This is a genomic window from Nocardioides sp. Leaf307 (assembly GCF_001423135.1).
Lineage (GTDB): Bacteria > Actinomycetota > Actinomycetes > Propionibacteriales > Nocardioidaceae > Nocardioides > Nocardioides kribbensis.
Genome location: NZ_LMNY01000001.1, coordinates 995,940 through 1,021,049 on the forward strand (window position 1 = coordinate 995,940; position 25,110 = coordinate 1,021,049).

The 25,110-nt window shown below is 75.9% G+C and carries 19 protein-coding genes and 1 tRNA gene; 12 read left to right on the top strand and 8 right to left on the bottom strand.

Features of this window, described 5'->3' with window-relative positions; genetic code table 11:
- From ASF50_RS04650 to ASF50_RS04665, 4 genes are read left to right on the top strand one after another with little or no spacing between them, the layout of a single operon-like run.
- Window positions 1-987 (top strand): hypothetical protein, encoded by a 987-nt coding sequence (locus ASF50_RS04650; protein WP_056903628.1) that lies wholly within the window; start codon window positions 1-3, stop codon window positions 985-987.
- Complete coding sequence (locus tag ASF50_RS04655) at window positions 984-2,081, top strand: energy-coupling factor transporter transmembrane component T (protein WP_056903629.1); 1,098 nt, start codon at window positions 984-986, stop codon at window positions 2,079-2,081. Before ASF50_RS04650 ends, ASF50_RS04655 begins: the two co-directional genes overlap by 4 nt.
- Window positions 2,078-3,697, top strand: coding sequence for an ABC transporter ATP-binding protein (locus ASF50_RS04660; protein ID WP_056903630.1), 1,620 nt, complete (start codon window positions 2,078-2,080; stop codon window positions 3,695-3,697). Before ASF50_RS04655 ends, ASF50_RS04660 begins: the two co-directional genes overlap by 4 nt.
- Window positions 3,694-4,536 (top strand): ECF transporter S component, encoded by an 843-nt coding sequence (locus tag ASF50_RS04665; RefSeq protein WP_235557554.1) that lies wholly within the window; start codon window positions 3,694-3,696, stop codon window positions 4,534-4,536. The genes ASF50_RS04660 and ASF50_RS04665 overlap by 4 nt, the downstream gene beginning before the upstream one ends.
- On the opposite strand, the gene ASF50_RS04670 is transcribed toward ASF50_RS04665, so the two are convergent.
- The 3 genes from ASF50_RS04670 to ASF50_RS04680 all read right to left on the bottom strand — a co-directional run bounded on the left by ASF50_RS04670 (window position 4,526) and on the right by ASF50_RS04680 (window position 6,706).
- Entirely contained in the window at window positions 4,526-5,443 is a 918-nt protein-coding gene (locus ASF50_RS04670; RefSeq protein WP_056903631.1) for an alpha/beta fold hydrolase, read from the bottom strand. The genes ASF50_RS04665 and ASF50_RS04670 overlap by 11 nt on opposite strands.
- Window positions 5,444-5,497: 54 nt before the next feature.
- Entirely contained in the window at window positions 5,498-5,704 is a 207-nt protein-coding gene (locus tag ASF50_RS04675) for a hypothetical protein (protein WP_056863776.1), read from the bottom strand.
- Between the two features lie 123 nt (window positions 5,705-5,827).
- Window positions 5,828-6,706 (bottom strand): EamA family transporter, encoded by an 879-nt coding sequence (locus ASF50_RS04680; protein WP_056903632.1) that lies wholly within the window; start codon window positions 6,704-6,706, stop codon window positions 5,828-5,830.
- Between the two features lie 44 nt (window positions 6,707-6,750).
- Between ASF50_RS04680 and ASF50_RS04685 the strand changes: the two genes are divergently transcribed.
- Window positions 6,751-7,839, top strand: a complete 1,089-nt coding sequence (locus ASF50_RS04685) for a WD40/YVTN/BNR-like repeat-containing protein (protein ID WP_056903633.1) — start codon at window positions 6,751-6,753, stop codon at window positions 7,837-7,839.
- A gap of 307 nt (window positions 7,840-8,146) precedes the next feature.
- Here ASF50_RS04685 and ASF50_RS04690 read toward each other — a convergent pair whose 3' ends face one another.
- A complete protein-coding gene (locus ASF50_RS04690) occupies window positions 8,147-8,725 on the bottom strand; it encodes a hypothetical protein (RefSeq protein ID WP_056863779.1) in 579 nt (192 codons plus the stop codon).
- A 23-nt stretch (window positions 8,726-8,748) separates the two neighbouring features.
- Window positions 8,749-9,840, bottom strand: coding sequence for an ATP-dependent DNA ligase (locus ASF50_RS04695; RefSeq protein ID WP_200920033.1), 1,092 nt, complete (start codon window positions 9,838-9,840; stop codon window positions 8,749-8,751).
- 67 nt (window positions 9,841-9,907) lie between these two features.
- Here ASF50_RS04695 and ASF50_RS04700 point away from each other — a divergent pair.
- From ASF50_RS04700 to ASF50_RS04715, 4 genes are all read left to right on the top strand, one after another.
- Window positions 9,908-9,986 (top strand) — tRNA-Gln (locus ASF50_RS04700).
- Window position 9,987: 1 nt separating this feature from the next.
- Window positions 9,988-11,436: a bifunctional UDP-N-acetylglucosamine diphosphorylase/glucosamine-1-phosphate N-acetyltransferase GlmU gene (glmU, locus tag ASF50_RS04705; protein WP_056903634.1), complete on the top strand. Its 1,449-nt coding sequence runs from the start codon at window positions 9,988-9,990 to the stop codon at window positions 11,434-11,436.
- 137 nt (window positions 11,437-11,573) lie between these two features.
- A complete protein-coding gene (locus ASF50_RS04710; RefSeq protein WP_056863781.1) occupies window positions 11,574-12,545 on the top strand; it encodes a ribose-phosphate diphosphokinase in 972 nt (323 codons plus the stop codon).
- Window positions 12,546-12,855: 310 nt separating this feature from the next.
- Window positions 12,856-14,097 (top strand): reverse transcriptase family protein, encoded by a 1,242-nt coding sequence (locus tag ASF50_RS04715; RefSeq protein ID WP_200920034.1) that lies wholly within the window; start codon window positions 12,856-12,858, stop codon window positions 14,095-14,097.
- Here ASF50_RS04715 and ASF50_RS04720 read toward each other — a convergent pair.
- The 3 genes from ASF50_RS04720 to pepN are packed head-to-tail and all read right to left on the bottom strand — an operon-like array spanning window position 14,094 to window position 18,861.
- Entirely contained in the window at window positions 14,094-15,419 is a 1,326-nt protein-coding gene (locus tag ASF50_RS04720; protein ID WP_056903635.1) for a hypothetical protein, read from the bottom strand. The two genes, ASF50_RS04715 and ASF50_RS04720, sit on opposite strands and share 4 nt — an antisense overlap.
- Window positions 15,416-16,333 (bottom strand): hypothetical protein, encoded by a 918-nt coding sequence (locus ASF50_RS04725; RefSeq protein WP_056903636.1) that lies wholly within the window; start codon window positions 16,331-16,333, stop codon window positions 15,416-15,418. Before ASF50_RS04725 ends, ASF50_RS04720 begins: the two co-directional genes overlap by 4 nt.
- Before the next feature lie 35 nt (window positions 16,334-16,368).
- Window positions 16,369-18,861 (bottom strand): aminopeptidase N, encoded by a 2,493-nt coding sequence (pepN, locus tag ASF50_RS04730; RefSeq protein WP_056903637.1) that lies wholly within the window; start codon window positions 18,859-18,861, stop codon window positions 16,369-16,371.
- A gap of 181 nt (window positions 18,862-19,042) precedes the next feature.
- Here pepN and ASF50_RS18830 point away from each other — a divergent pair, with 181 nt between their 5' ends.
- From ASF50_RS18830 to ASF50_RS04745, 3 genes are read left to right on the top strand one after another with little or no spacing between them, the layout of a single operon-like run.
- On the top strand, window positions 19,043-21,775 hold the full coding sequence (locus ASF50_RS18830; RefSeq protein WP_156718097.1) for a hypothetical protein: 2,733 nt from the start codon (window positions 19,043-19,045) through the stop codon (window positions 21,773-21,775).
- A 2-nt stretch (window positions 21,776-21,777) separates the two neighbouring features.
- Complete coding sequence (locus tag ASF50_RS18835) at window positions 21,778-23,106, top strand: ABC transporter substrate-binding protein (RefSeq protein ID WP_056903639.1); 1,329 nt, start codon at window positions 21,778-21,780, stop codon at window positions 23,104-23,106.
- Between the two features lie 10 nt (window positions 23,107-23,116).
- The gene (locus ASF50_RS04745; RefSeq protein WP_056903640.1) at window positions 23,117-25,105 is read left to right on the top strand and encodes a serine/threonine-protein kinase; all 1,989 of its coding nucleotides are present in this window, start codon (window positions 23,117-23,119) and stop codon (window positions 25,103-25,105) included.
- The last annotated feature ends 5 nt before the right edge of the window (window positions 25,106-25,110 follow it).

Genomic DNA, 25,110 nt, shown 5'->3' on the forward strand with positions numbered 1-25,110 from the left:
GTGCGCGCCCACACCGTCCTGCGTGCCGTCGCCGCCGCCGTCCTGACGGCGGTGGCGACGGGCCCCGCGCTGGTGTCGGCCCCGGCCTCGGCCGCGTCGTGCACCGGCGGCGAGGGCGCCAGCGCCGTCGTCGACTTCAAGGAGCTCGGCGGCGGCATCGCCCAGCTCTGCGTGCCCGGGGGCGGGGGCGACTCGGCCCAGGAGGTCTTCGAGGCCGCCGGCGTCGACCTGGCCTACGTCGCCGGCCAGGGCGACTTCGTCTGCACCGTGCAGGGCAAGCCTGCCGAGCAGACCTGCCAGCGCACCCCGCCGGCCACCGCCTACTGGTCGCTGTGGGTCTCCGACGGCACGTCGGGCTCGTGGACCTACGCGACCCGCGGCGTCTCCGGCCTCACCGTGCCCGAGGGCGGCTCGGTCGCCTTCGCGTGGGTCGACGGCAGCGGCAGCGACCAGCCCGGTGTCGCCCCGGCCCGGTACGACGAGCCCGCGGGCGGCTCCGGAGGCGGCGCCGGCTCCGGCGGGAGCGGCTCCGGGGGCTCCGGCGGCGGCTCGGCCGGCGGCGGCGCGGGTGGCCCCGCGCCCTCAGCGCCCGCGGCCACCCCGGCGCCGAGCGCCACGGCCGACCCCGACGGCCCGTCCGAGACGACCGGAGCGGCCGGGTCCGACCGCTCCGGGCGATCGGGCGACCGGCGCCCCGACGAGCGTGCCCGCGACGAGGACCGTCCCGGGCGCGAGGGTCGCGGCGGGCGGGGCGAGCGCGACGACGCCTCCGCGACGCCGAGCCCCTCGGCGAGCGGCTCGGCCGAGCCCTCGGGCGCCGAGGTGCTGGCCGACGCCGCCGCCGACTCCGCCGACGACGCCGATGCGGCCGCCGACGCGGACGGCCTGCCCGCGTGGGTGGGGCTGAGCGCCGTGGCCGGGCTGCTGGCCGTGGCCGGTGTCGTGCTCGCCGTACGCCGCCGCTCCGCCGGGGGGCCGCAGGCGTGAGCCGCGGCCGTCTCGCGCGCGACCTCCATCCCGTGGCCTGGTGGCTGTGGGCGATCGGTCTCGCCGTGGCGGCCTCGGCCACCACCAACCCGCTCAGCCTGCTGCTGCTCGTGGGGGTCGCGGCCCTGGCGGTGGGCCTGCGCCGCTCCGACCAGCCGTGGGGGGCGTCGTTCCGGCTCTACGTGTGGCTCGGCGTCGCCATCGTGGTCATCCGCGTGGTGTTCCGGGTCGTCTTCGGCGGCGGGTCCAACGGCACGGTGCTGCTCGACCTGCCCGCGGTGCCGCTGCCCGAGGCCGCGGCCGGCATCGTGCTGCTCGGGCCGGTGACGCTGGAGTCGCTGCTCGCCGGCGCCTACGAGGGCCTGCGCCTGGCCACGATCGTCATCTGCGTGGGCGCGGCCAACTCCCTGGCCAACCCCAAGCGACTGCTCCGCTCGGTGCCCCCGGCGCTCTACGAGGTCGGCACGGCGCTCGTGGTCGCGGTCTCGGTGCTCCCGCAGCTGGCCGACAGCGTGCAGCGGGTGCGCGCAGCGCAGTCGCTGCGCGCGGCGCCCGCGACCGGGCGGGTGGGGTCGATGCGCCGCTTCCTGGTGCCGGTGCTGGAGGACGCGCTCGAGCGCTCCCTGGCCCTGGCCGCCGGCATGGACACCCGCGGCTACGGCCGCTCCGGTGACGCCTCGCCGGCGCGTCGCCGGGTCACGGGTGCCCTCATGCTCACCGGCCTGTGCGGGGTCTGCGTCGGCGTCTACGCCGGCCTCGACCAGGAGGCGCCCCGCTGGCTGGCCACGCCGATGCTGCTGCTCGGCGTCGCGGTGGCCGTGCTCGGCACGGTCAGCGCCGGCCGGCGCGTGGAGCGCTCGCGCTACCGCCCCGACCGCTGGCGCACCCCCGAGCTGCTCGTGGTCGCCGCGGGCGTGGTCGTGGCCGTGCTCGGCCAGTGGGTCGCGCGCCACCAGCCGCTGGTGGCGCTGCCCCGCCTCGACGCTGTGCCGACGGTGAGCCTGGCGGTGCTCCTCGGCGCCGGGGTGGCGCTGCTGGGCGCCGTGGCGAGCCCGCCGACGCGGGTCACCGCCCCCCGGGTGGTGACGGCGTGATCGCGCTGCGCGACATCGGCTTCGCCTACGACGGCGCCGCCCGGCCCGTGCTCCACGGCGTCGACCTGGAGGTCGAGGAGGGCGAGCTGGTGCTGGTCTCGGGCCCGACCGGCGCGGGCAAGTCGACCCTGCTCGGGGTGGTGACCGGCCTCGTGCCGCGTTTCTCCGGCGGGGTGCTCTCCGGAGACGTGCTGCTCGAGGGCCGCTCGATCGTGCACGACCCGCCCCGCGAGCGCGCCCACGCCATCGGCTACGTCGGGCAGGACCCGGCCGCCGGCTTCGTCACCGACACCGTCGAGGAGGAGCTGGCCTACGGCATGGAGCAGCTCGGCCTGCCCGGCGAGACCATGCGGCGCCGGGTCGAGGAGACCCTCGACCTGCTCGGCATCGCCGACCTGCGCGGGCGCGACCTGCGCACCCTCTCCGGCGGCCAGCAGCAGCGCGTCGCCATCGGCGCGGTGCTCACGATGCACCCGCGGCTGCTGGTGCTCGACGAGCCCACCTCCGCCCTCGACCCCACGGCGGCCGAGGAGGTGCTGGCCACCCTCACCCGCCTCGTGCACGACCTGGGGGTCTCGGTGCTCCTGGCCGAGCACCGCCTCGAGCGGGTCGTGCCCTTCGCCGACCGGATGGTGCTGCTCACCGGCGACGGTGGGGTGCGGGTGGGGGAGCCCTCCGAGCTGCTCGCCACCTCGCCCGTCGCGCCCCCGCTCGTGGAGCTCGGCCGCGCCGCCGACTGGGATCCGCTCCCGCTGAGCGTGCGCGACGCCCGGCGGCGGGTGCGGGCGCTGCGCGAGCGCCTCGCGGAGCCGCCGGCCGCGCCGGCCCCGGTCGCCCCCGACGCCGCGCGCGCCGCCCGGGCCCGCGGGGTGACCGTGGCCCACGGCCAGACCGTCGCCCTGCGCGAGGTCGACCTCACCCTGCTCGGCGGACGCGTGGTCGGCCTCATGGGGCGCAACGGCGCCGGCAAGTCGACCCTGCTGTGGACCCTCCAGGGCAGCCGCGCCCGCCGCGGCGGCGACCTGGAGGTCGACGGCGTCGACACCGGCCGGCTGCCGGCCGACCGGCGCCGCGGGCACGTCGCGATGCTGCCCCAGACCGCCGCCGACCTGCTCTACCTCGAGACCGTGGCCGAGGAGTGCGCGGCCGCCGACGTCGACGGCGCCCCGGGCGACTGCCGCGCGCTGCTCGACCGCCTCGTGCCCGGCATCCCCGACGACTCCCACCCGCGCGACCTCTCCGAGGGCCAGCGCCTCGCGCTCGCGCTCGCCGTGGTGCTGGTGGCCCGGCCCCGCGTCGTGCTGCTCGACGAGCCCACCCGCGGTCTCGACTACGCCGCCAAGCACGTGCTCGCCCGGGTGCTGCGCGACCTCGCCGCGGGCGGTCAGGCCGTGCTGGTGGCCACCCACGACGTCGAGTTCGTGGCCCAGGCCGCCGACGACGTGGTCGTCCTGGCCGAGGGGGAGGTCGTCTCGGCCGGCCCCGTGCGCCGGGTCGTGGCCGAGTCGCCCGCCTTCGCCCCGCAGGTCACCAAGGTGCTCGGCGCGCCCTGGCTGCGCGTCGACGAGGTCGTCGCCGCGCTGGCCGCCGGCCCCGACGAGCCGGTGACGGCGTGAGCTCCTCGACGACCCCGCGGGTGCGCGCCCCGCAGCCGGCGCGGCCCGCCGCGGTGCCGGTCTCGCGGCGCACGGCGGCGGTCCTGGTCGTGGCCGGCGTCGCCGGGCTGCTCATGCTGCTGTGGCCGCTGCTGCTCGACGCCCCCGCGGGCGAGCGGGTCGACCCGCCGTTCGTGTTCCTGGTGCTGCTGCCGGTGGTGGTGGCCGTGGTGCTCGCCGAGGTCAGCGAGGGCGGTCTCGACCCCCGGGTGCTGGCGGTGCTCGGCGTGCTGAGCGCGGTGGTGGCCGTGGTGCGGGGGGTCTCCCCGGGCACCGGCGGCGTGGAGCTGGTCTTCTTCCTCATCATCCTGGCCGGGCGGGTCTTCGGGCCGGGCTTCGGCTTCGTGCTCGGCTGCACCTCGCTCTTCGCCTCCGCGCTGCTCACCGCGGGCGTCGGGCCGTGGCTGCCCTTCCAGATGATCTGCTCGGCCTGGGTGGGCATGGGCGCGGGGCTGCTGCCACGACGGGTGACGGGCCGCGGCGAGCTCGTGCTGCTGGCGGTCTACGCCGCGGTCGCGGCGTACGTCTACGGGCTGCTGATGAACCTCTCCAGCTGGCCCTTCCTGACCGGCGTCTACGTGCCCGGCCAGGAGCTCCAGCTGGCCTTCGAGCCGGGCGCCCCGGTGCTGGAGAACCTGCACACCTTCGTGGTCTACACGCTGCTCACCTCCACGGCCGGGTGGGACACCGTGCGGGCGGTGACCAACGTCGTCGCCGTGCTGGTGCTGGGCCCCGCCGTGCTGACCACCCTGCGCCGCGCCGCGCGGCGCAGCCTCGTGACCGGCCGGGTCAGCCGCTGACGCGGGACAGGAACTCCCGCAGCAGCGTGTGGACCCGGTCGGGGTGCTCGAGGGGCAGGAAGTGGCTGCCGGCGATCTCGGTGTAGGTGGCGCCGGGGATGCGGGCGGCGGCGCTGGCCATGTCGCGGGCGCCGGCCAGCACGTCCCAGGTGCCGGCGACGAAGGCGGCGGGCACGCGGATGTTGCGCAGCGAGACCCGCCCGTGCTCGGAGGTGCGCAGGGCGAGGTGGAAGTACCAGCCCAGCGGGGTGGTGAGGAACTCCTTGACCGTGAGCGCGGTCGCCTCGAGGTCGTGCACCGGCAGCATGAAGCCGCTGTGGCTGAGCAGCGCCACGGCCCTCTCGCCGATCGGCAGCCGCGTCGAGATCGGGGTCAGCAGCGGGCCGGCCAGGCGCATGGCGCGCGAGACGTTGACGGTGAGCAGGCGCGCCAGCGGGTGGGGAAGGTGCAGCGGGCCGAGCATGGTCGCGAAGGTGTCGCCGGGCACGCCCGCGACGGCGAAGAGCCCGGCGACCCGCTCGGGGTGGCGGAAGGCGAGCTCGTACATCGTGTTGACGCCCATCGACCACCCCATGAGCACCGCGCGGTCCACGCCGAAGTGGTCCATCACCGACAGCCCGTCCTCGACGAACTCCTCGATGCCGACGCGGTCGGTGTCGACGGGGCGGGCCGAGCCACCGGTGCCGCGGTGGTTCCACGAGATGACCCGCACGCCGCAGTCGGGCTCGAGCAGCGCCGGCCACGACCAGGGGTTGGTGCCCAGGCCGTTGCACAGCAGCACGGTGGGCCCCGGGAAGGCGCCCTCGGGGTCGTTGGTCCACGCCCGCAGGCGCGTCCCGTCGTCGGAGAGGACCTCGTGGAAGCTCAGCGAGGAGGCGGTCCCGGTGCGGGCGCGGGAGATCGGCATGACCCGATCATGCCGCAGGATCGCGCGGCGCGGGGCGTGACGTGCGACGCGCGGTCAGGCGTGCCGGGCGTCGGGGTCGGGCTCGGCGGCCCGGGCGCGGGCGGCGAAGAACTCCTCGACGTCGTCGCGCTCGGCGCGGGTGCGGGCCAGGGCGGTGCTCGCGACCATGGCGTTGCGGCAGGCCCGCTGCTGGGCCTCGACCGGCCAGCGACGGGCGCGGGCGAGCGGCTGGAGGACCTGGTGGGGGATCCGGGTGCGCATGGGCGGCTCCTGCTGACGAATCCGGGGTGGTGCGGTGGCCCCGACCCTAGTGCGGTGGCGCGACGACCACGTCAAGGCCGTGTGTCGGGGGGATGAACCGTGCCCGCGACACCGTGTCAGTCCTCAGTCGGGCACGGGCGCCGGCAGCGGGCGCCCGCTGCGGGTGGCGCCGATGCTGGCCACGACCACGCACGCCATGGCCAGCCACTGCGGTGCGCTCAGCAGCTCGCCGAGCACCACGATGCCGGCGAGCGCCGCCGCGGCCGGCTCCAGGCTCATCAGGATCCCGAAGACGGCCGGGCGCAGCGTGCGCAGCGCCACGAGCTCGCAGCTGTAGGGCACCACCGAGCTGAGCAGCCCCACCGCCGCGCCGACGGCGAGGATCCAGGCGCTGTCGAGGTCGCCGCGCCCCGGTCCCACGACGTACGGCGTCAGCAGGAGCGTTGCGACGAGGCTGGCGACCACCAGGCCGTCGACGCCCTCCCAGCGCCGTCCGGTCTGCGCGCTCAGCAGGATGTACGCCGCCCACGCGGCGCCGGCCAGCAGCGCGAACCCGGCGCCCGCCCAGGTGACGCCGTCGGTGTCGAGGCCGAGCAGCGCCACGCCGGCGGCGGCGAGGCCCACCCACGCCAGGTCGCGCACCCGCCGCGAGCCGAGCAGCGCGAGGCTGAGCGGCCCGACGAACTCGATGGTGACCGCGATCCCGAGCGGGATCCGCGCGAAGGACTGGTAGATCGCCCAGTTCATGGTGCCGAGCGCGAGGCCGAAGCCGAGCACCACCAGCCAGTCGCCGCGGCTGTGGCCGCGCAGGCGCGGGCGCACGACGGCGGCGAAGATCAGCAGGCTCGAGGCCAGGCGCAGCCACACCAGCGTGGTGGGGGAGACCTCGTCGAAGAGGCTCTTGGCCACCCCTGCGCCCAGCTGCACCGAGGCGATGCCCACCAGCACGAGCAGCACGGGCGAGGTCGACACGCGCCGCACCGATGACTTCCGCCCGCTCACCGGGTCACGGTAGTGACCGACCCGTCGACGAGAGGAATCCGAGCATGTCCGAGACCGTCCTGATGGTGGGCACGCGCAAGGGGCTGTGGATCGGCCGCTCCGACGCCGAGCGCGAGGAGTGGCGCTTCACGGGGCCGCACGCCGAGACCGACGAGGTCTACTCCTGCCTGGTCGACACCCGTGAGGGCCGGGTGCGGCTGCTCGCCGGCGCCTCCTCGATGTGGCTGGGTCCCCGCGTGACCTGGTCCGACGACCTGGGTGCCACCTGGCAGGCCGGTCCCGACGGGGGCGTGCGGTTCGAGGAGCGGCGCGAGGCCGCCGTGGAGCGGGTCTGGCAGCTGGTGGCGGGCAGCGCACCCGGCGTGGTCTGGGCCGGCACCGAGCCGGGGGCGGTGTGGCGCTCGCAGGACGGCGGGGAGAGCTTCGTGCTCGTGGACGCGCTGTGGGACCACCCCCACCGCGAGCGGTGGGGGGCCGGCTTCGGCGGCCAGGCCTTCCACACCCTGCTGCCGCACCCCGAGGACCCCGACTCCCTGGTCGCCGCGATCTCGACGGGCGGGGTCTACCGCACCCGCGACGGCGGCGCCTCGTGGGCGCCGGCCAACGAGGGGCTGCGCGCGGAGTTCCTGCCCGAGGGCGAGCAGTACCCCGAGTTCGGCCAGTGCGTCCACAAGGTGGCCCGCCACCCGGCGCGCCCCGAGCGGCTCTACCTGCAGAACCACGGCGGGGTCTACCGCTCCGACGACGAGGGCACCCGGTGGACCTCGATCGCCGACGGGCTGCCCTCCGACTTCGGCTTCCCCGTGGTCGTGCACCCCCACGACCCCGACACGCTCTTCGTCTTCCCCCTCGGCGGCGGCGACGGCCGCTTCCCGCCGCAGGGCCGCGCGCTGGTGTGGCGCTCGCGCGACGCGGGGGAGACCTGGACCGGTCACGGCGAGGGCCTGCCCGCGCCCTTCTGGGTCGCGGTGATGCGCGACGCGATGTGCACCGACACCCACGAGCGCGCCGGGCTCTACGTCGGCGCACGCAACGGCACCGTCTTCGGGTCGCTCGACTGCGGCGAGACGTGGCGCCCGGTGGTCAGCGACCTGCCCGACGTGATGGTGGTCCGGGCCGCGGTGCTCCCCTGACCTGACAGGCCCCTGGAAAGACAGAGACCCGCTCGGCCGGTGGCCGAGCGGGTCTTCTGATCTTGGTCCTGGTCGCCCCCCGGCGACCTGTCGGACTCCCCCCGGAGTCCCGGACCTGTTCACCTCGGCGTCGTGACCGCGTTCCCCCCAGAATCGCGGTGCTGCGTCGCTTCGGATCGTGGTGTCGGTGTCGGTCCCCCCGGACCGCTCCGACAAGAAGAACACTACGGCCGGCGGGCGAACAGGACGTCAAAGCGAAATCCACAGTTCGGCAACAAAATCGGGGGTCGGGCGGGGGAGGGGTGGCTCAGATGAGGGTGGCGCCCTCGCCGCCGCCGGCCTGCTCGTCGAAGGTCTCGTGCTCGAGCAGGTGCAGCACCGGCACCCCCAGCTTGCGGCGGGCCTGGGAGGACCAGTCGACGTGGAAGAACTCCGCGACGACGTGGGAGCTGGTGAGGATGATGGCCTCGCGGCCGTCGACGGCCGCGACCTTGGCGGCCAGGGCGTCGACCGGGGGGGCGGTGACCAGCTCGCCGTGCACGGTGACCCCGGAGGCCCGCAGGTGGGCCAGGGTGTCGGCGAGCTCGCGCTCGCTGCGACCCAGCGCCTCCTGCTCGACGACCTCGAGGTCGTCCTCGTCGAGCACCACGGCGGGCGAGGCGAGCGGCTCGGCGCCGCCGAGGGAGCCCATGGCCGCCTGCACCCGGGCCGGGGCGTCGTCGACGGGGAGCAGCACGTGGTAGACCACCGGCTCCTCGAGGGCCTCGTGCAGCGACCTGACCTGGGCGGCGTCGGCGGCGCTGAGCGCCTGCTCGACGAGCAGCACGACGTCGTAGTCGGGGTGGACGGTCTCGTCGGCGGGTGCGCCGCCCGGGGTCTGCGTCATCCTGCGACTCTAGTGGTCCCCGCTCAGCCCTGGAGCACGCTGTCGAGGTCGTAGCCCACCGGCTCCTCGAGCTGGTCGTAGCCGCAGGAGGCCGGGTCGCGGTCGGGGCGCCAGCGCAGGAAGTGGGCGGTGTGGCGGAAGCGGCTGCCCTCCATGTGGTCGTACTTGACCTCCAGCACCCGCTCGGGGCGCAGCGGGGTGAAGGACAGGTCCTTGCCGGCGCTCCAGCGGCTCTGGGTGCCGGGCACCCGGTCGGGGTTGGCGACCGCCCACTCCTGCCACTCGCCCCACGGGTGCTCCTCGACGGGACACACGAGCGGTCGCAGCTCCTCGACCAGCGCGGCGCGGCGCGCCGCGGTGAAGCTGGCGCTGACCCCGACGTGCTGGAGGCGGCCCTCGTGCCACAGGCCCAGCAGCAGGCTGCCCAGCAGCGGCGCCTCGGGGGTGGAGGTCTTGTGCTCGCGGTAGCCCGCCACCACCACGTCGGCGGTGCGCACGTGCTTGACCTTGAGCATGGTGCGCCCGTTCTCGACGTACGCCGCGCCGAGCGGCTTGGCCACCACGCCGTCGAGGCCCGCGCCCTCGAACTGCTCGAACCAGCCCTGGGCCTCGGCGCGGTCGGTGGTGGTGCGGGTCAGGTGGCAGGGTCCGCCGCCGCCGACGAGGCCGGCGAGGGCCTGCTCGAGCGCCGCGCGGCGCTCGCGGAAGGGGCGGTCGACGTAGGACTCCTCGCCCAGGGCGAGCAGGTCGAAGGCGACGAAGGAGGCCGGGGTGGTCGTCGAGAGCAGCTCGACGCGGGAGGCGGCGGGGTGGATGCGCTCCTGGAGCACCTCGAACTGCAGCCGGCCCCCGGAGGCGACGAAGAGCTCCCCGTCGAGCACGCAGCGCGGCGGGAGCTGCTCGCGCGCCGCGGCGACCACCTCGGGGAAGTAGCGGGTGAGGGGCTTGGTGTTGCGCGAGGTCAGCTCGACCTCGTCGCCGTCGCGGAAGACCAGGCAGCGGAAGCCGTCCCACTTGGGCTCGAAGGAGAGCCCGCCCTGGGCGGCGGGGTCGGGCACGCCGTCGACGGCCTTGGCGAGCATCGGCCGCACGGGCGGCATCACGGGCAGGTCCACCCGGCCACCGTAGCGAGACCGGCAGGTTGTGACGCTCCTCGGCGGGGGCCCTACCCTGTGGCACCTATCCCCGGTTGGTCTGCCGGCAGGGCCCGCCTGACTTTGAATCAGGACTAGCGACGTAGGTTCGACTCCTACCCGGGGAGCATGGAGGCACCGTTGAACGACGTCACCGTCATCGTCCTCGCCGCAGGCGGCGGCACCCGGATGCGGTCGAAGACCATGAAGGTCCTGCACCCCATCGGGGGTCGCTCGATGATCGGTCACGTCCTGGCCGCGGTGGGCGCGCTCGAGCCACGCCAGGTCGTGGCGGTGGTGGGCCACCAGCGCGAGCAGGTCGGGCCCCACATCACCTCGATCCACCCCTCCGCCGTGCTGGCGGTGCAGGAGGAGCAGCACGGCACGGGCCACGCCGTGCGGGTCGCGGTCGACGCCCTGGTCGCGGCGCAGGCGCGCCCGCAGGGCACGGTGCTGGTCGCCTACGGCGACACCCCGCTGCTGAGCGGGGAGTCGCTGCGGCGCTTCGCCGCCGACCACGAGGCCGCCCAGCGCGCGGTGAGCATCCTCTCGGGCCTGGTGCCCGACCCGTTCGGCTACGGCCGCGTCGTGCGCGACGCGCTCGGCGACGTGGTCGCGGTGGTCGAGGAGAAGGACGCCACCCCGGAGCAGCGCGAGATCGGCGAGATCAACTCCGGGATCATGGCCTTCGACGGCGACTTCCTCGTCGAGGCCCTGCCCCGGCTGCGCAACGACAACGCCAAGGGGGAGTACTACCTCACCGACCTGGTCCAGATCGCCCGCGACGGCGGGATGATGGTCGGTGCCTACGCCATCGACGACGTGCGCCAGACCGAGGGCGCCAACGACCGCGTGCAGCTGGCCGCCCTGGGCCGCGAGCTGAACCGGCGCATCGTGGAGCGCTGGATGCGCGAGGGCGTCACCGTCATGGACCCCGAGACCACGTGGATCGACGCCGACGTGGTGCTCGAGCCCGACGTGACCATCCTCCCGGGCACCCAGCTGCTGGGCGCCACGGTCGTCGCCGAGGACGCCGTGGTGGGCCCCGACACCACGCTCAAGGACTGCGAGGTCGGCACGGGCGCCCGGGTCGTGCGCACCCACGGCGAGCTGGCCGTCGTCGGGGCCGGCGCCACGGTCGGCCCGTTCTCCTACCTGCGCCCCGGCAGCCGGCTCGGCCTCGAGGCCAAGGTGGGGGCCTTCGTGGAGACCAAGAACGCCGTGCTCGGCGACGGCGCCAAGGTGCCCCACCTGTCCTACGTCGGCGACGCCGAGATCGGCGAGGGCACCAACATCGGCGCCGGCACGATCTTCGCCAACTACGACGGCGTGGCCAAGCACCGCACCACCGTGGGCCGCCACGCCCGCACGGGCTCCAACAACACCTTCGTCGCGCCCGTGAGCATCGGCGACGGCGCCGCCACCGGCGGCGGCACCGTCGTGCGCGGCGACGTGCCCGCCGGCGCCCTCGCGGTCAGCGCCGGGCCGCTGCGCGTGATCGAGGGCTGGGCCCGGCAGCGCCGCGCCGGGACCGCCCAGGCCGAGGCCGCGGAGGCGGCGCGGCCCGAGGGGCCCTGAGGCGTCGCCGGGGTGAACGAGAGGTGTCGCACACGCCCGAGGACCACGATGGACCCGGGGTTGGGGAGCGGGGCCGGTCTGGGCCAGACTGCTCGTCGTCCCCCTTCCCGCGAGACGAAGGCAGCGCCGTGACCGGAATGAAGAAGACCACCGAGAAGAACCTGATGGTCTTCAGTGGGCGGGCCCACCCCGAGCTCGCGGCGGAGGTGGCCGAGATCCTTGGCACCGACCTCGTGCCGACCTCGGCCTACGAGTTCGCCAACTCGGAGATCTACGTCCGCTACGAGGAGTCGGTGCGCGGCTGCGACGCGTTCGTGCTGCAGAGCCACACCGCGCCGATCAACGAGTGGATCATGGAGCACCTGATCATGGTCGACGCGCTCAAGCGCGCCTCGGCCAAGCGGATCACCGTGGTCATGCCGTTCTACGGCTACGCCCGCCAGGACAAGAAGCACCGCGGCCGCGAGCCGATCTCGGCGCGCCTGATGGCCGACCTCTTCAAGACCGCCGGCGCCGACCGGCTGATCGCCGTCGACCTGCACGCCGACCAGATCCAGGGCTACTTCGACGGCCCCGTCGACCACCTCATGGCGCTGCCGATCCTCACCGACTACGTGATGGAGAAGTACGGCGACCAGCAGCTGTGCGTCGTCTCGCCCGACGCCGGGCGGATCAAGGTCGCCGAGCGCTGGTCGGCCAAGCTGGGTGGGGCCCCGCTGGCCTTCATCCACAAGACCCGCCGCACCGACGTGGCCAACGAGGTCGTCGCCAACCGTGTCGTCGGCGAGGTCGCCGGCAAGATCTGCGTGCTCACCGACGACATGATCGACACCGGCGGCACCATCGTGAAGGCCGCCGAGGCCCTCATGGCCGACGGGGCCGCCGGCGTCATCATCGCCGCGACCCACGCGATCCTCTCCGACCCCGCCGTCGACCGGCTCAAGAACAGCCCGGCCGCCGAGGTCATCGTCACCAACACCCTGCCGATCCCCGAGGACCGGCACTTCGACAAGCTCACGGTGCTCTCGATCGCCCCGCTGGTCTCGCGGGCCATCCGCGAGGTCTTCGAGGACGGCTCGGTCACCTCGATGTTCGACGGGCACGCCTGAGCCAGTCGCCGGGGCGTCGCGGCTAGGGTCGCGGCGTGCGGCAGCGTGACCTCGAGACGGTGGACCGGTGCGTGACACCGGCCCGCCTCCCCGGGGCTACCCCGGGGACCACCGGCACGTCCGGGCACGGCACCGCGCGCGAGTCGCTGCGCTCCGCTGCAGGACCCCGCGCGCACGACGGGACAGGTCGAGCCACGCTGCCGCACCCCGACGCCTCGAGCGCCGGGGCTGGGGCGAGCCGGTAAGACCCGACCTCGCGAGGGCGCTGGCCGCGGGGTTCCTCGCCGGCGAGTGGAGCACCGAGGGGCTGGTGGCCAGCGGCGCCGCCGTGCTCGGGCGCCGCCCCCGCTGGCTGACGTCGCTGGCCCGCCAGGTCGTGGCCCTGCACCCGCGCCCGCCGCTCGACCGCCCGCGCGAGCTCGCGACCCTGGTGGCGAGCCGTCCCGCGGCCGCCCGGGCCGGGCGGGCGCGTCCCGTGGCGCGGCCGGTGTCGCCGACGCGGATGCTCACCAACCGCTGGCGCCTGCCGGTGCTGCACGACCTGGCCGACCTGGCCGCCCTCCTCGAGCTCGACGTCGGCGAGCTCGACTGGTTCGCCGACCCCAAGCACTGGGCGCGCACCGCCGGCGAGGCGCCGCTGCAGCACTACCGGGTCTCCCACCGGGTGGCGGCCAGCGGGGGCATCCGGGTGCTCGAGGCGCCCAAGCCCCGCCTGCGCCGCCTCCAGCGGCGCCTGCTCGACGAGGCCCTCGGGCTCGTGCCGCCCCACGACGCGGCCCGGGGCTTCCGCGCCGGCGGCTCGGTGCGCTCCCACGCCGCGCCCCACGCCGGTCGGCCCGTGGTGCTCCGCCTCGACCTCGAGTCGTTCTTCGCCAGCGTCACCGTCGGCCGCGTGCACGGGATCTGGCGCACCGCGGGCTACCCCGAGCCGGTCGCCCACGCGCTGGCCGGGCTGACGACCGCGGTGCTGCCGCTGGCCGCCTGGCGCGGGGTCCCGCGCCCCGCCGACCCGGGCCTGCTCGACGCCCACTGGCGCCTCGGGCGCCGCCTCGCCGCACCCCACCTCCCGCAGGGCGCCCCCACCTCGCCGGCCACCGCCAACCTCGCGGCCTTCGGGCTCGACGTACGGCTCACGGCCCTGGCCGCCGCGTGGGGCGGTCGCTACACCCGCTACGCCGACGACCTGGCCTTCTCGGGCGACGCGGGCTGGGGCCGCGGCACCAGCCGGCTCCTCGACGCCGTCGAGGAGGTCGTGCGCGACGAGGGGTTCCGGCTCAACCCCCGCAAGACGGCGGTCATGCCGCGGGCTGGGCGTCAGAGCCTGGCCGGGCTGGTCGTCAACGACCGCCCGCGCGTGGCCCGCCACGAGGTCGACCTGCTGCGCGCGATCCTGCACAACTGCCGCCGCCACGGACCCAGCACGCAGAACCGGGACCAGGTGCCGGCCTTCGCCGAGCACCTGCGGGGCCGGATCGCCTGGGTGGCCCAGCACGACCCCGCGCGCGGCGCCCGGCTGCTGGCCGAGCACGGCGCGATCGACTGGACCCGCTAGCGCGGCTGCCAGCGACGGCGCAGCTCGGCCAGCTCGTGGCGCTCACCCGAGGCCAGCGCGAGCACCAGCGACAGGCGCCGCCCGGAGCCCCAGCGCACCCGGCGTACGGCGAAGCGCGCCGCGCCGGCCTCGGGGCGGTCGGGGTGGCGGCGCCCGAAGCCGGCCGAGGCCCGCCCGGTGTCGGCCTCCTGCTCGCCCTCGTCGGAGACGACCAGCAGCCGCGTGCCGTCGGCGGGCACGCCCGCGGCGAGCAGCAGCAGCCCGCTGACGCGGACCTCGGGGGCGAGCAGGTCGCCGGCGTCGAGCTCGAGGGCGCTCACGGCGGGGCTCGGGCGCACGACGGTGTCGACGACCTCCTCGTGGGTGGCGGCGACGTGGTCGGCCACGAGCCCGCGCAGCAGGCCGGCGAGGGCGGTGACGTCGCGGTGGCCGGGCTCGTCGGTGCGCAGCAGCAGGTCGAGACGTGCGTCGTCCCAGCCGGTGAGGCGGGCCAGCTCCGCGCGCTCGTCGGGGGCGAGGTCGAGCCGGCCGGGGGAGACCCGCTCGCTCCAGGCGGTGCGCTCCAGCGCCACCGGCACGGCCGCGGCGGCGAGCACGGCCTCCAGCCCGGGCCAGGCCGGCCGGGTCTCGGGGGCGACCTGGGTGAGCTGGCGCAGCGCCTCGGTCTCGCAGGCGTCGAGCCCGGTGTTGGTGCGCGCGTGGGGGCCGGGGTCGAAGGGCAGCCCGAGGTGGGCGAAGAGGTCGGCGGCGGTGTCGGGCGCCTGCTCGTAGGAGCGCACCTCGAGGCTGCCGCCGACCGCGTCCAGCGCGGCGTGCAGGGCGCGCAGCGCGGCCACGGGGTCGAGCAGCCGCTGCTCGCCGGCCACGAAGTCGTCGAGGTCGCGCACGTGGGCGCGGCGGCGCACCAGCTCGCGGTGCAGGCTGCGGGCGTAGGAGAGCCGGTTGCGCAGGTAGACCACCGCGCGGACCTCCTGCACGGCGCCGGCGTCGCGCAGCCGGGTGAGCAGCGCGGTGAGGGAGTCCTCGGCCCCCGGGCGGCTCCAGGCCTCCGACGACAGCAGCACGCGGGAGGCGGGGGAGGCCACGACCTCCGCGACCAGGTCGTCGACCAGGGCCTCCCAGGCGGGGCGGTCGCGCCAGCGGTAGACCAGCGGCGTGTGACGCACCCCCACCTCGGGCTCGTCGAGCGAGAGCCCTGCCCGCGGGTAGAGCCAGCCGGCGTCGAGCAGGACGTCGCGCTGCTCCCAGGCGTGGGTCTGGATGCGCGAGGAGCCGGTCTTGAACGCCCCGCAGTGCAGCCACAGCACCCGCCCGGTGCTCACTCCGTGACGTCCTCGGCGAACTCCGGGTGGGCGGCCACGAAGTCGGGGAAGCGGGTGCGCGCCCGGGCCCAGTCGAACTCCCAGGTGGGGTCGGGCCGGCGCCACGCCGCGCCGTAGTTGCTCTCGAGGAAGGGCTCGGGCTCGGCGGGCACCGGCACGGTGCCCGCGGAGGTCTCGCGCGAGGCCAGGGGCAGCAGGGCGGCCGCCGGCACGTCGCCCGCGGTGTGGGGCCAGACCCAGGCGCGGTCCTCGAGCACCCAGGCCGGGAAGAGGTCGATGCGGGTGCCGCGGGCCCCGATGACCTTGGAGTGCAGGGCGTTGCGCTGCTCGAAGTCGGCGTCGGTGACGCCGTCGGCGGCCAGCCGCGCGCGCAGGTCGGCCCAGGCCGCGACGACCTCGGCGAGGGTGCCGCCGGGCAGCAGCACGCCGAGGTCGGCGTCGTCGTCGTCGGCGATGACGTCGCCCTCGCGCACCAGCCCGAGCAGCGTGCCGGAGTTGGCGAAGGCCCGGTGGCCGGCGGCGTCGAGCAGCGCGGTCAGCTCGGCCACGTCGGCCCACACCGCCGGTCCCTGGTCGCGCAGTGCGCGGCGGTAGCCGTGGCCGCCGAGGGTCCAGCCGTCGAGCAGCGCGACGCAGCGGGCCCAGAAGACGTCGAAGCGGTCGAGGGTGTCGGCCTTGCGGTGGTTCTCCCGGATGATCGACAGCTGGGCGTGGGCGCGCCTGGCGCGCTTGCGGAAGGCGAGGTCGAGCAGCACGCTGGTGCGCCGCCACGCGCTGGTGCGCTCCTCGGAGGGCACGTCGTTGAGCCGGGCGCGCAGGTCGTCGTAGAGCGCCTCGTCGCGCCCCGGGTCGGCGCTGAGGGTCTCCAGGTGTCCCTGCACCTCGGCCACCAGGGCCCTGACCTGCTCGCTCATGCGCCCCGCCCCGTCGCCTCGATCATCGGGACAATCTAGGTGCTCGGGCCCTCGGCCCCCGCACGCAGGTCGTCGAGCCGGTCCTCCCAGTGCCGGCGCAGCACGGTCGGGAGCGACCCGGTCAGGGCCGTCTCCAGCTGCTGCACCTGGGCCGGGGAGAGCGCCACGCGGGGGAAGGAGCGCAGGCCCACGACCGCGCCGAAGGCCTGGCCGCGGCGGGCGGCCAGCAGCGGCCCCTGCTCGAGGTAGCGCGAGACCCACGGCGCGAGCAGGTCGGCCTGCTCCGGCGACCACATGCCGCCCACGAGCGCCTCGAACATCCGGTTCGAGACCCGGTCGTCGTCGGCCGCGGCGGCCCAGGCCTCCGCCTTGGCCTCGGCGGTGGGGCGCGCGGCCAGGGCCGCGGCGGCCCCCAGCTCGCCGGCCACGCTCGGGTCGGCGCGCCGCTCGGCCGCCACGAGCGCGGCGTCGGCGGCCCCGAGCGCCGCGAGACGGGCGACGACGCTCCAGCGCAGGGCCGGGTCGAGCTCGACGCCCTGGGCGGTGCGACCCGCGTCGAGCCACTCGCGCAGGAGCCCCGGGTCGTGGCTGGTGGCGGCCAGCCCCTCGGTGAGCACGATCGCCCGCTCGAGGCCCGCCGCGCCCTCGGACGCGCCGCCCTGCGCCAGGGCGGCCAGCCCTGCGCGGCACGCGGCGGCCACGGTCTCGACCGCCTCGGCGGCCCGTGCGGGCGGCACCGACCGCACGACCACGGTGTCGAGGGTGCGGCGCAGCACGGCCTGCACCAGGGCCACGTCGTGCTCGAGCGGCAGGTGGCGCGCCACCAGGGCGAGGTAGTCGTCGACCGGCAGGTCGCGCGCCTGCACCCGCTCGAAGGCCGTGGCCCACAGCACCGCGCGGGTCAGGGGGTCGGGCACCGACCCCAGCCCGGCGGCCACCGCGTCCCAGGAGCGCGCGTCGAGGCGCAGCCGCGCGAAGGTCTCCCCGTGGGCGTTGGGCACGACCACGTGGGCGCCCCAGCCCTCCAGCCGCACCGGGTCGTCCTCGAGGTCGACCAGGCGCGTGGCGACCTCGGCCCACGTGTGCTTGTCGTAGGCCGTGACCCGCAGCCGGTGGGGGCGCACGCCCTCGCGCCGCAACAGCGGGTCGCCGCCCTCCTCGGGTCGCTCGACGAGAACCGTGTCGAAGCCGGGTGTGCGCAGCCACCGCTCGGCCCAGCCGCGCACGTCGCGCGGCGAGGCCTCGTCGAGGGAGGCGACGAGGTCGGCGAGGGAGGCGTTGCCGAAGCGGTGACGGGTCAGGTGGGCGTCGACCCCGCTGAGGAAGTCGTCGTCGCCCAGCCAGGTGACCAGCTGGCGCAGGCAGGAGTTGCCCTTGGCGTAGGAGAGGGCGTCGAAGTTGGCGAAGGCGCTGTCGACGTCGGGGACGTCCTCGGCGAGCGGCGCGACGGGGTGGCGCGAGCGGCGCTGGTCGGCGTCGTAGGCGGCCGGCTTGCGGCCGGCCTCGTGGGCCACCAGCGCCCCGGCGAAGCCCGCGCCCGCCTCGGCCACGCGGTAGCCCAGGTAGTCGGCGAAGCTCTCGTTGAGCCAGGTGTCCTCCCACCACCGCATCGTCACCAGGTTGCCGAACCACATGTGCGCCATCTCGTGGGCGATCACGGTGGCGCGCTGGGCGGTGGCCCGCGCGGTGGTGCGGCCGCGGGGGAGCAGCTCGTCGCGGTACGTCACGCAGCCCGGGGTCTCCAGGGCGCCCCAGTTCTGCCCCGGCACGAAGACCTGGTCGTAGGAGTCGAAGGCGTAGGGCTCCGCGAAGAGCCCGGCGTAGTGGTCGAAGCAGGCCGTGGTCGTGGCCACCAGCTCGGCGGCGTCGCGGTCGAGGTCGGCGGCCAGGGAGGCCCGGGCGTGCCACCCGAAGGGCAGGCCGGCGTGCTCCCACGTGACCGAGTGCCACGGCCCGGCGCACACGACGAGCTGGTCGAGCGGCACCGGGGGGGTGGTGGCGAAGCACCAGCGCACGGCCGTGCCCCCGACCTCCTCGCGGGACTCGGGGCGAGCGTTGGCCAGCACCGTCCATCCCGCCTCGGCGGTGACGCTCATGCTCACCGGCGCCTTGAGGTCGACCTGGTCGAAGCAGGGCAGCACCCGCTGGGTGACGTCCATGCCCAGGTAGGCCGAGGCGTAGGTCGCGCCGTCCGCCGGGTCGGTGGCCAGGTGCATCCCGTCGCCGTCGCTCACGTAGGGCACCCGGGCGGTGACCCGCACCTCCACCGGCACCCCGGTGGGCAGGCCCGCGAGGGCGATCCGGCGCCCGTCGTACGCCGGCTCCCGCGCGACGCCGTCGACGGCCACCGTCACGTCCTGGGCCGCGGTCAGCTCGAGGAACGTGTCGGGGGAGGTGGTCCGCAGCCGCACGGTGGTGTCGACGCCGAAGGTGCCGGCCTCCCACCCCGTGAGGTCGAGGGCCACGGCGTAGGACAGGTCGGACAGGGCGGCCGCGCGCGAGCGCGCCTCCACGAGGGTCAGCGACATGCCCGGACCCTACGACGCCATTCTTTACGAAGGCGTGCGGAGCGGCGCCGACTCGTGGTGGAATCTGTCTAGACCAGGTTTGCCCACCCGTCGGGGTGGACACACCACGGGTCGACCCCCCGCACCAGGACCGTCACCACGGGCCGGCCCGACCCTCCGCCGCGCCCTCACGAGGAGAGCCATGTCTGTCGCCCGTCACTCGGCGAGGAACCACCCGGGAGCGGTCCGCCGCACGGCCCAGTCGGCGGTGGTCGTCGCTCTGGTCGGCGGCCTGCTCTCGGCGGCCACGACCTCGGCCGAGGCCGCGACCGAGCAGACCCTCCAGGCGGTCGACGTGCATCTCGGCCCCGACGGCAGCATCGGCTCGCTCTCGGGCACCACCATCACCCAGGACTCCGACGGTGGCTCGGCCAGCGAGAGCCAGGACTTCGACGCCGCCGACGCCGCCGACCTCCCGGTGCGCGTCTCCACGACCTACCGCCTCGACGACCGGGCCGGCACCGACCTGTCCGACATCGAGGGCGAGAGCGGCCGCGTCGTCATCGACATCACCGTGCAGAACACCACCGTGCGGCCCGAGCGGGTCAGCTACGACGCCGAGGGCGTCTCGCGCACGCAGTACGCCCTCATCGGCGCGCCCCTGACCGTCGTGGCCTCCGCCGACCTCGGCGACGAGGGCCTGACCCAGGTGCTGACCCGTGGCGAGGACGGCACCAACGGCGTGCTGAGCCAGTCCGCCGACGGTGCCGCCCAGGTGCAGTGGGCCTCGATGCTCGCCCCGCCGCGCCTCGCGCCCAGCGCGACCTTCCGCCTCGTGATGAAGTCCGACTCGCTCAGCGTGCCCGACGTCGACCTCAGCGTGCAGCCCGGCCTGGTCACCGACACCTCGGTCGCGGCGCTGCTGGAGCAGGCCTTCGCCGACGACGCCGGCAGCACGGTGTCGATGGAGGCCCAGACCATCCAGCTCGTCGGAGACGTCAACGCCGTGCTCACCGAGGCCAGCGGCGTCCTGGGCGAGATCGAGAGCCGCCTCGGCGCCTCGGCCGACCAGCTCGGCGCCCGCACCATCGCCGAGCTGCAGCGCTCCTCGCAGGAGGTCACGGCCTCCCTCAGCGGCCTCACCACCGACCTCGACGCCCTGCGCGGCCAGGTCGGCGGCGAGCTCGACGGCGCCACCGACTCCGCCAACGCCGCGCTCGCCCGCAGCATCGACGCCGTCAAGGCCAAGCTCGGCGACCCCGACCGGATCCCCGCTCCCCAGCCCGCCGGCACCGGCGGCGGCTGCGGCGTCGTGCTCGGCGGCAGCCTCGCCTCCGACACCGTCTACGGCCAGCTCGTGGCCGTGGCCAGCCGCCTCGAGACCCTCGGCGAGGCCGGCACGGAGTGCAGCGAGCGCATCGTCGACTCCCTGCGCGAGCAGATCGGCTCCGCCGCCGACGTCGCGACCTGCACCGAGGAGTCCACCTCCGCGGTCTGCGTGCTCTCCGCGGCCAGCCGGGCCGTCGGCGACCAGGGCGAGGTCCTCCAGGCTCTGGGCGACCGCCTCGGCGGCCGCTTCGACGAGAGCCTGGTCGACGACCTGGGTGTCCAGGTCGCCGGGGTCACCTCGCTGGTGGAGTCGGTGAAGAAGACCGCGCTCCAGGTCGACCCCGCCAACCCGGGCAACCCCCTCGAGCCGCTCGACGCCGTCCTCGGCCAGCTGAGCGTCACGCTGACCAACCTCAAGAACCTCCTCGGCCCCGACGCCACCTCCGGGCTGCGCCGCCGCTTCGAGACCATCAACGCCCAGGCCGTCTCCCAGGCCGCCACCGCCCGCAGCCTCCAGGCCGACCTGGCCGCGCTGCGCGGCACCGTGTGCGCCATGGACCCCGCGGCCACCGCCGACGCGACCCTGGCCGGCCAGATCCAGACCGCCCAGGACCAGGCCGGCTGCGCCACCCCGGGCTCGGCCGTCGACGCGCGCCTCGCGCCGGTCGTCGCGACCCTCGACAGCATCGCGGGACTCTCGTCGAAGGACGCCGTGGCGGTCGACTTCGCCGCGATCCAGAGCGGCGTCGACCAGGCCCTCGAGCGCGTCACCGCCGCCACCAACGCCTCCGCCGGCTCCCTGGCCGGCCGGCTCTCCAAGCTCACCGAGAGCGTCGTGTCGCTCAGCGACTCCTACGCCGCACCCTCGTGCGAGGACGTCGACGACGCTCCCGCCCTCAGCAAGCCCGTCGACCGCCTCGTCCTCACCTACACCAAGGTGGCCTGCAACCAGGACGGCCTCGAGGCCGACCTCGACGCCAGCATCGACGCGATCACCGACGGCCTCTCGGGCTCGGGCGGCGCGCTGGGCGAGGCCATCGCCGGCACCGACGCGGCCCGCATCCAGGCCAGCGGCAAGGTCAGCGAGCTCTTCGGCCGCCTGGGCCGCGGCGCCCAGCGCACCTCCGACCGGATCACCGGGCAGGGGGCCGAGCGCATCGAGGCCCAGCGCACCCAGCTCGACGCCACGGTCCGCGCGTCGGGCCTGGCCCTCGACGGTGCCGTCGGCGACGCGCTCTCCGTGCTCGACTCGACGGTCTCGGCGGCCAACCGCAGTGTCGCCGACTCCGAGTCCCGCCTGACCGAGGACCTCGGCAACGTCCTGGCCGACCTCGGCACCCGCGAGTCCGGCGGCACCGGCATCTTGGGCTCGCTGGTCACCGGGGCCACCCAGACCGCCGTGGCCAACGAGCAGATCTCCTCGGCCAACGCCCGGGCCACGCGCTTCCGCAGCGTGCGCAGCCAGGCCCTGGCCGACGTCTTCCTGCAGCAGGCCCAGATGGCGCGTGCGCTCGAGCTGCAGGAGGCCCTGCCGGCCTTCGGCCTCGACGTGCCCGAGGGCAGCGACGTGCTGACGGTCTACTCCTTCCACCTCGGCCAGGACTGAGCGTGCGCACGACCCCGCCCCGCGCCCGCCGCGCCGCCGGCCTGACCCTGGCCGCCCTGGCGCTCACCACGCTGGTCGCCTGCAGCGGTGACGACGGCGGCGAGGAGCCCGCGGCCCCCGCGTCCGGTGCCGCCGGCGCCGCCCCGGCCGTCGAGCTCGACGCGGCCGGAGCCCTCGCCGAGGTCGGCGAGCCGTTGCGGGTCGGGGTGCTGGTCTCGCTGCGCTCCGCGCCGGGGGAGGGCCAGGACGTCCTCACCGCGGCCGAGGGCGCCCGCGTCGCGGCGTACCGGCTCGGGCTGGGCGGGGCCGACGTGGAGCTCGAGGTCGTCGACGACGCGGGCACGAGCGACGGCGCGACCCGGGCGGTCGCCGACCTCGTGGACGCCGGCGTGTCCGGCATCGTCGCCGCCAGCACCGGCGAGCACCTGCAGGCCGCGGTCGACGCGGCCGCAGGGGCCGGTGTGCCCCTCCTGCTGCCCTACGAGCGCGAGCTCACCGCCCTGCCCGACGGCGTGTGGGCCACCGGCCCCTCGGGCGACGCCGTCGACCAGGCCCTTCTCGCCGCCATGGGTGAGCGCGGCCTCGAGCAGCCCTTCGTGGTCAGCGCCGACGGCGTCGACGTGGACGGCGTCGGCTCGGCCGACCGCGAGGACTACACCGGCGACGACCTCGGCGACGTGGTGGCCCGGGCGACCCGCGCCGTCGAGGACGGCACGGCCGACAGCGTGGTCGTCGCGGCCTCGGCCACCAGCCAGGCCCAGGTCGTGGCCGCGCTCCAGGGCCGCGGCAGCACCGCGCCGGTCGTGCTGTCGCCCGAGGCGCTCAGCCCGGGCTTCGCCACGGGGCTGACCGAGGCGGGGGGCACCCCGGCCGGGGAGTTCCTCACCGTCGGCGTGGACGCCTCCGACGCCACCACCCTCGGCACGAGCGAGCGCGCCGAGGCGACCGCGTCGTACTTCTCGGCGCTGCGCCTGGCCGCCGGCGACCCGGAGCTCCAGGACCTCTTCGGCAGCGTGCCCTTCGCCGACGTGGCCGAGGGCGCCGACACCGCCAGCCACGACGCGGTGCTCGCGCTCGCGGCCGCTGCCGTGGAGGCCGGGTCGGTCGAGCCGGCCGACGTCGCCGCGGCTCTCACCGGGCTCACCGTGGACGCCTCCGACGGCCTGGCCGGCCCGGCCCTGGACTTCGCCGACAGCCAGGCGCTCGCGCCCGACGCCGTCGTCGCGCTCGAGGCGACCACCCAGGACCCGCAGGTCCGCCCGGTCGCGGCCACCGAGGAGGAGGCGGCGCCGCGCCTGTACTGGTTCGCGACCGCCGCCGCCGGTCGATGAGAGCGGGCCGGTGAACCGTCAGGCCCTGGGCAGTCGCTACGAGCTCGTCGACGAGCTCGGCGAGGGTGCGATGGGCACCGTGTGGCGCACGTGGGACCGCGTCGGCGAGCGGTGGGTGGCCGCGAAGGTGCTGCGTCGCGAGCTGGCCCACGACCCGCAGATCGTCGGGCGCTTCATCCAGGAGCGGGCCATCCTGCTCGCCCTGCACCACCCCAACATCGTCGAGGTCCACGACCTCGTCGTCGAGGGCGACGCGCTGGCGATCGTCATGGACCTCGTCGAGGGCACCGACCTGCGTAAGCACCTGCGCGACGTCGGCACCCTCCGCGCGCGCGACGCGGTGCGGCTGACCGCCGCCGTGCTCGACGCGCTCGACGCCGCCCACCAGCAGAGCTGCCTGCACCGTGACGTCAAGCCCGACAACGTGCTCCTGCGCGGCGTCGACGGCGACTACGACGAGGGCGACCTGCTGCTCACCGACTTCGGCATCGCCCGCCTGGCCCAGGAGTCGACCGTGCAGGCCACCGGCCTGCTCGGCACCCCCGGCTACATGCCGCCCGAGCTCTTCGTGCAGGGCAGCTTCAGCGCCGCCTCCGACGTCTACGCCGCGGGCATCCTGCTCTACGAGCTGCTCGGCGGGCGCACTCCCTTCTCCGGCTCCGGCACGGCTCACACGGTGGGCTTCCGGCACGCGTCGGTGCAGCCGCCGCGCCTGCCGGTGGCCCCTGCCCTGTGGAACGTGCTGGCCACGATGCTGGCCAAGGACCCCACGACGCGCATGACCGCCGCGGCCACCGCCCAGGCGCTGCGCCAGCTGCCCGACGAGGTGCTCGACGCCCCGCGCCTGGAGGTGCAGCCGGCCCCCGAGGAGTGGGACATCGTGCAGGGCACGATGCTGCGGGCGCCCGCGGTGCAGATCGACGCCAGCCCCGCCCACCTCGACGTGGGCGCCACCAACCTCCACGCCGACCGACCGGCCGCCGCCCACGCCGCACCGACGGGGCCGCCGCCCTCGGCCCCGCCGACCGCGTCGACCACCTCGTCGACCACCTCGTCGACCACCGCGCCGTCCACCCCGCCGCGGCGTCGTGCCGCCCGGCCGGGCTGGGTGCCGTGGGCGGCCGGCGCGGTGGCGCTCGCCGCGGCGGCGGCCGTGACCCTGGGCGTCGTCACCGCGGGCGCCGACGACGGCGGCGGCGACGCACCGGAGGTGCCCGTCGGCGTGGCCGCCGAGGCCTCCCTCGACGGCGACCCGCTGCCGACGGGGCTGAGCATCGACCGCGAGGCCAGCTACGACCCTGCCTCCTCCACCGTGGAGCTCACCGTCACCTACTCCGCGGGCGGCTCGCCCCTCACGGGGCCCTTCCTCGAGGTGCTGCCGGCCGCCGACGGCGGCGAGTGCCCCGGGTCGATCTCCTGGTCGGGCGCGCAGGCGCGCGCCAACAACGTCGCCGACACCGGCGTGCTGGCCGACTGCGGCTGGGCCGTCGACGTCGGGCAGGTGCCCGCGCGCGGCGAGGTGGCCGTGACCGCGCGACTGCCGCTGGAGCTGGGCGTCGACAGCGAGGAGGAGCTCCAGGGCTGGCTCGAGGGCGCCGCCGAGGCGGGGGAGACCGCTCTGGCCCGCCAGACCAGCGACGACGCCTACCCGGTGCAGCGGCTGCGCGGCGTCGAGGTCGACGTCGCGCCCCGCGTCGACCTGCGCACCGCCGGCGGCGCGCCGGTGCAGTACACGCTCTACCCGCTGTGGGGAGGCGAGCCCGACCTGGCCCGGCCGCTCCTGGCCGCCCCCGTGACCGGCTCGGCCACCGGCGTGCTGACCGCGGTGGCCGGCGGCCTCGACGGCGTCGAGCTGGAGGGCTGCAGCGCGCTGCGCTTCTCCGGCGACGGGCTCACCGTGGTGGCCTCCTTCACCGGGCCGTGCTTCCTGCGGGCCCAGGTCGGGGAGCTGCGGGTGAGCCCGCGGGCCCGCTTCAGCGTCGAGTCGCGCGGGAGCTGACCCGC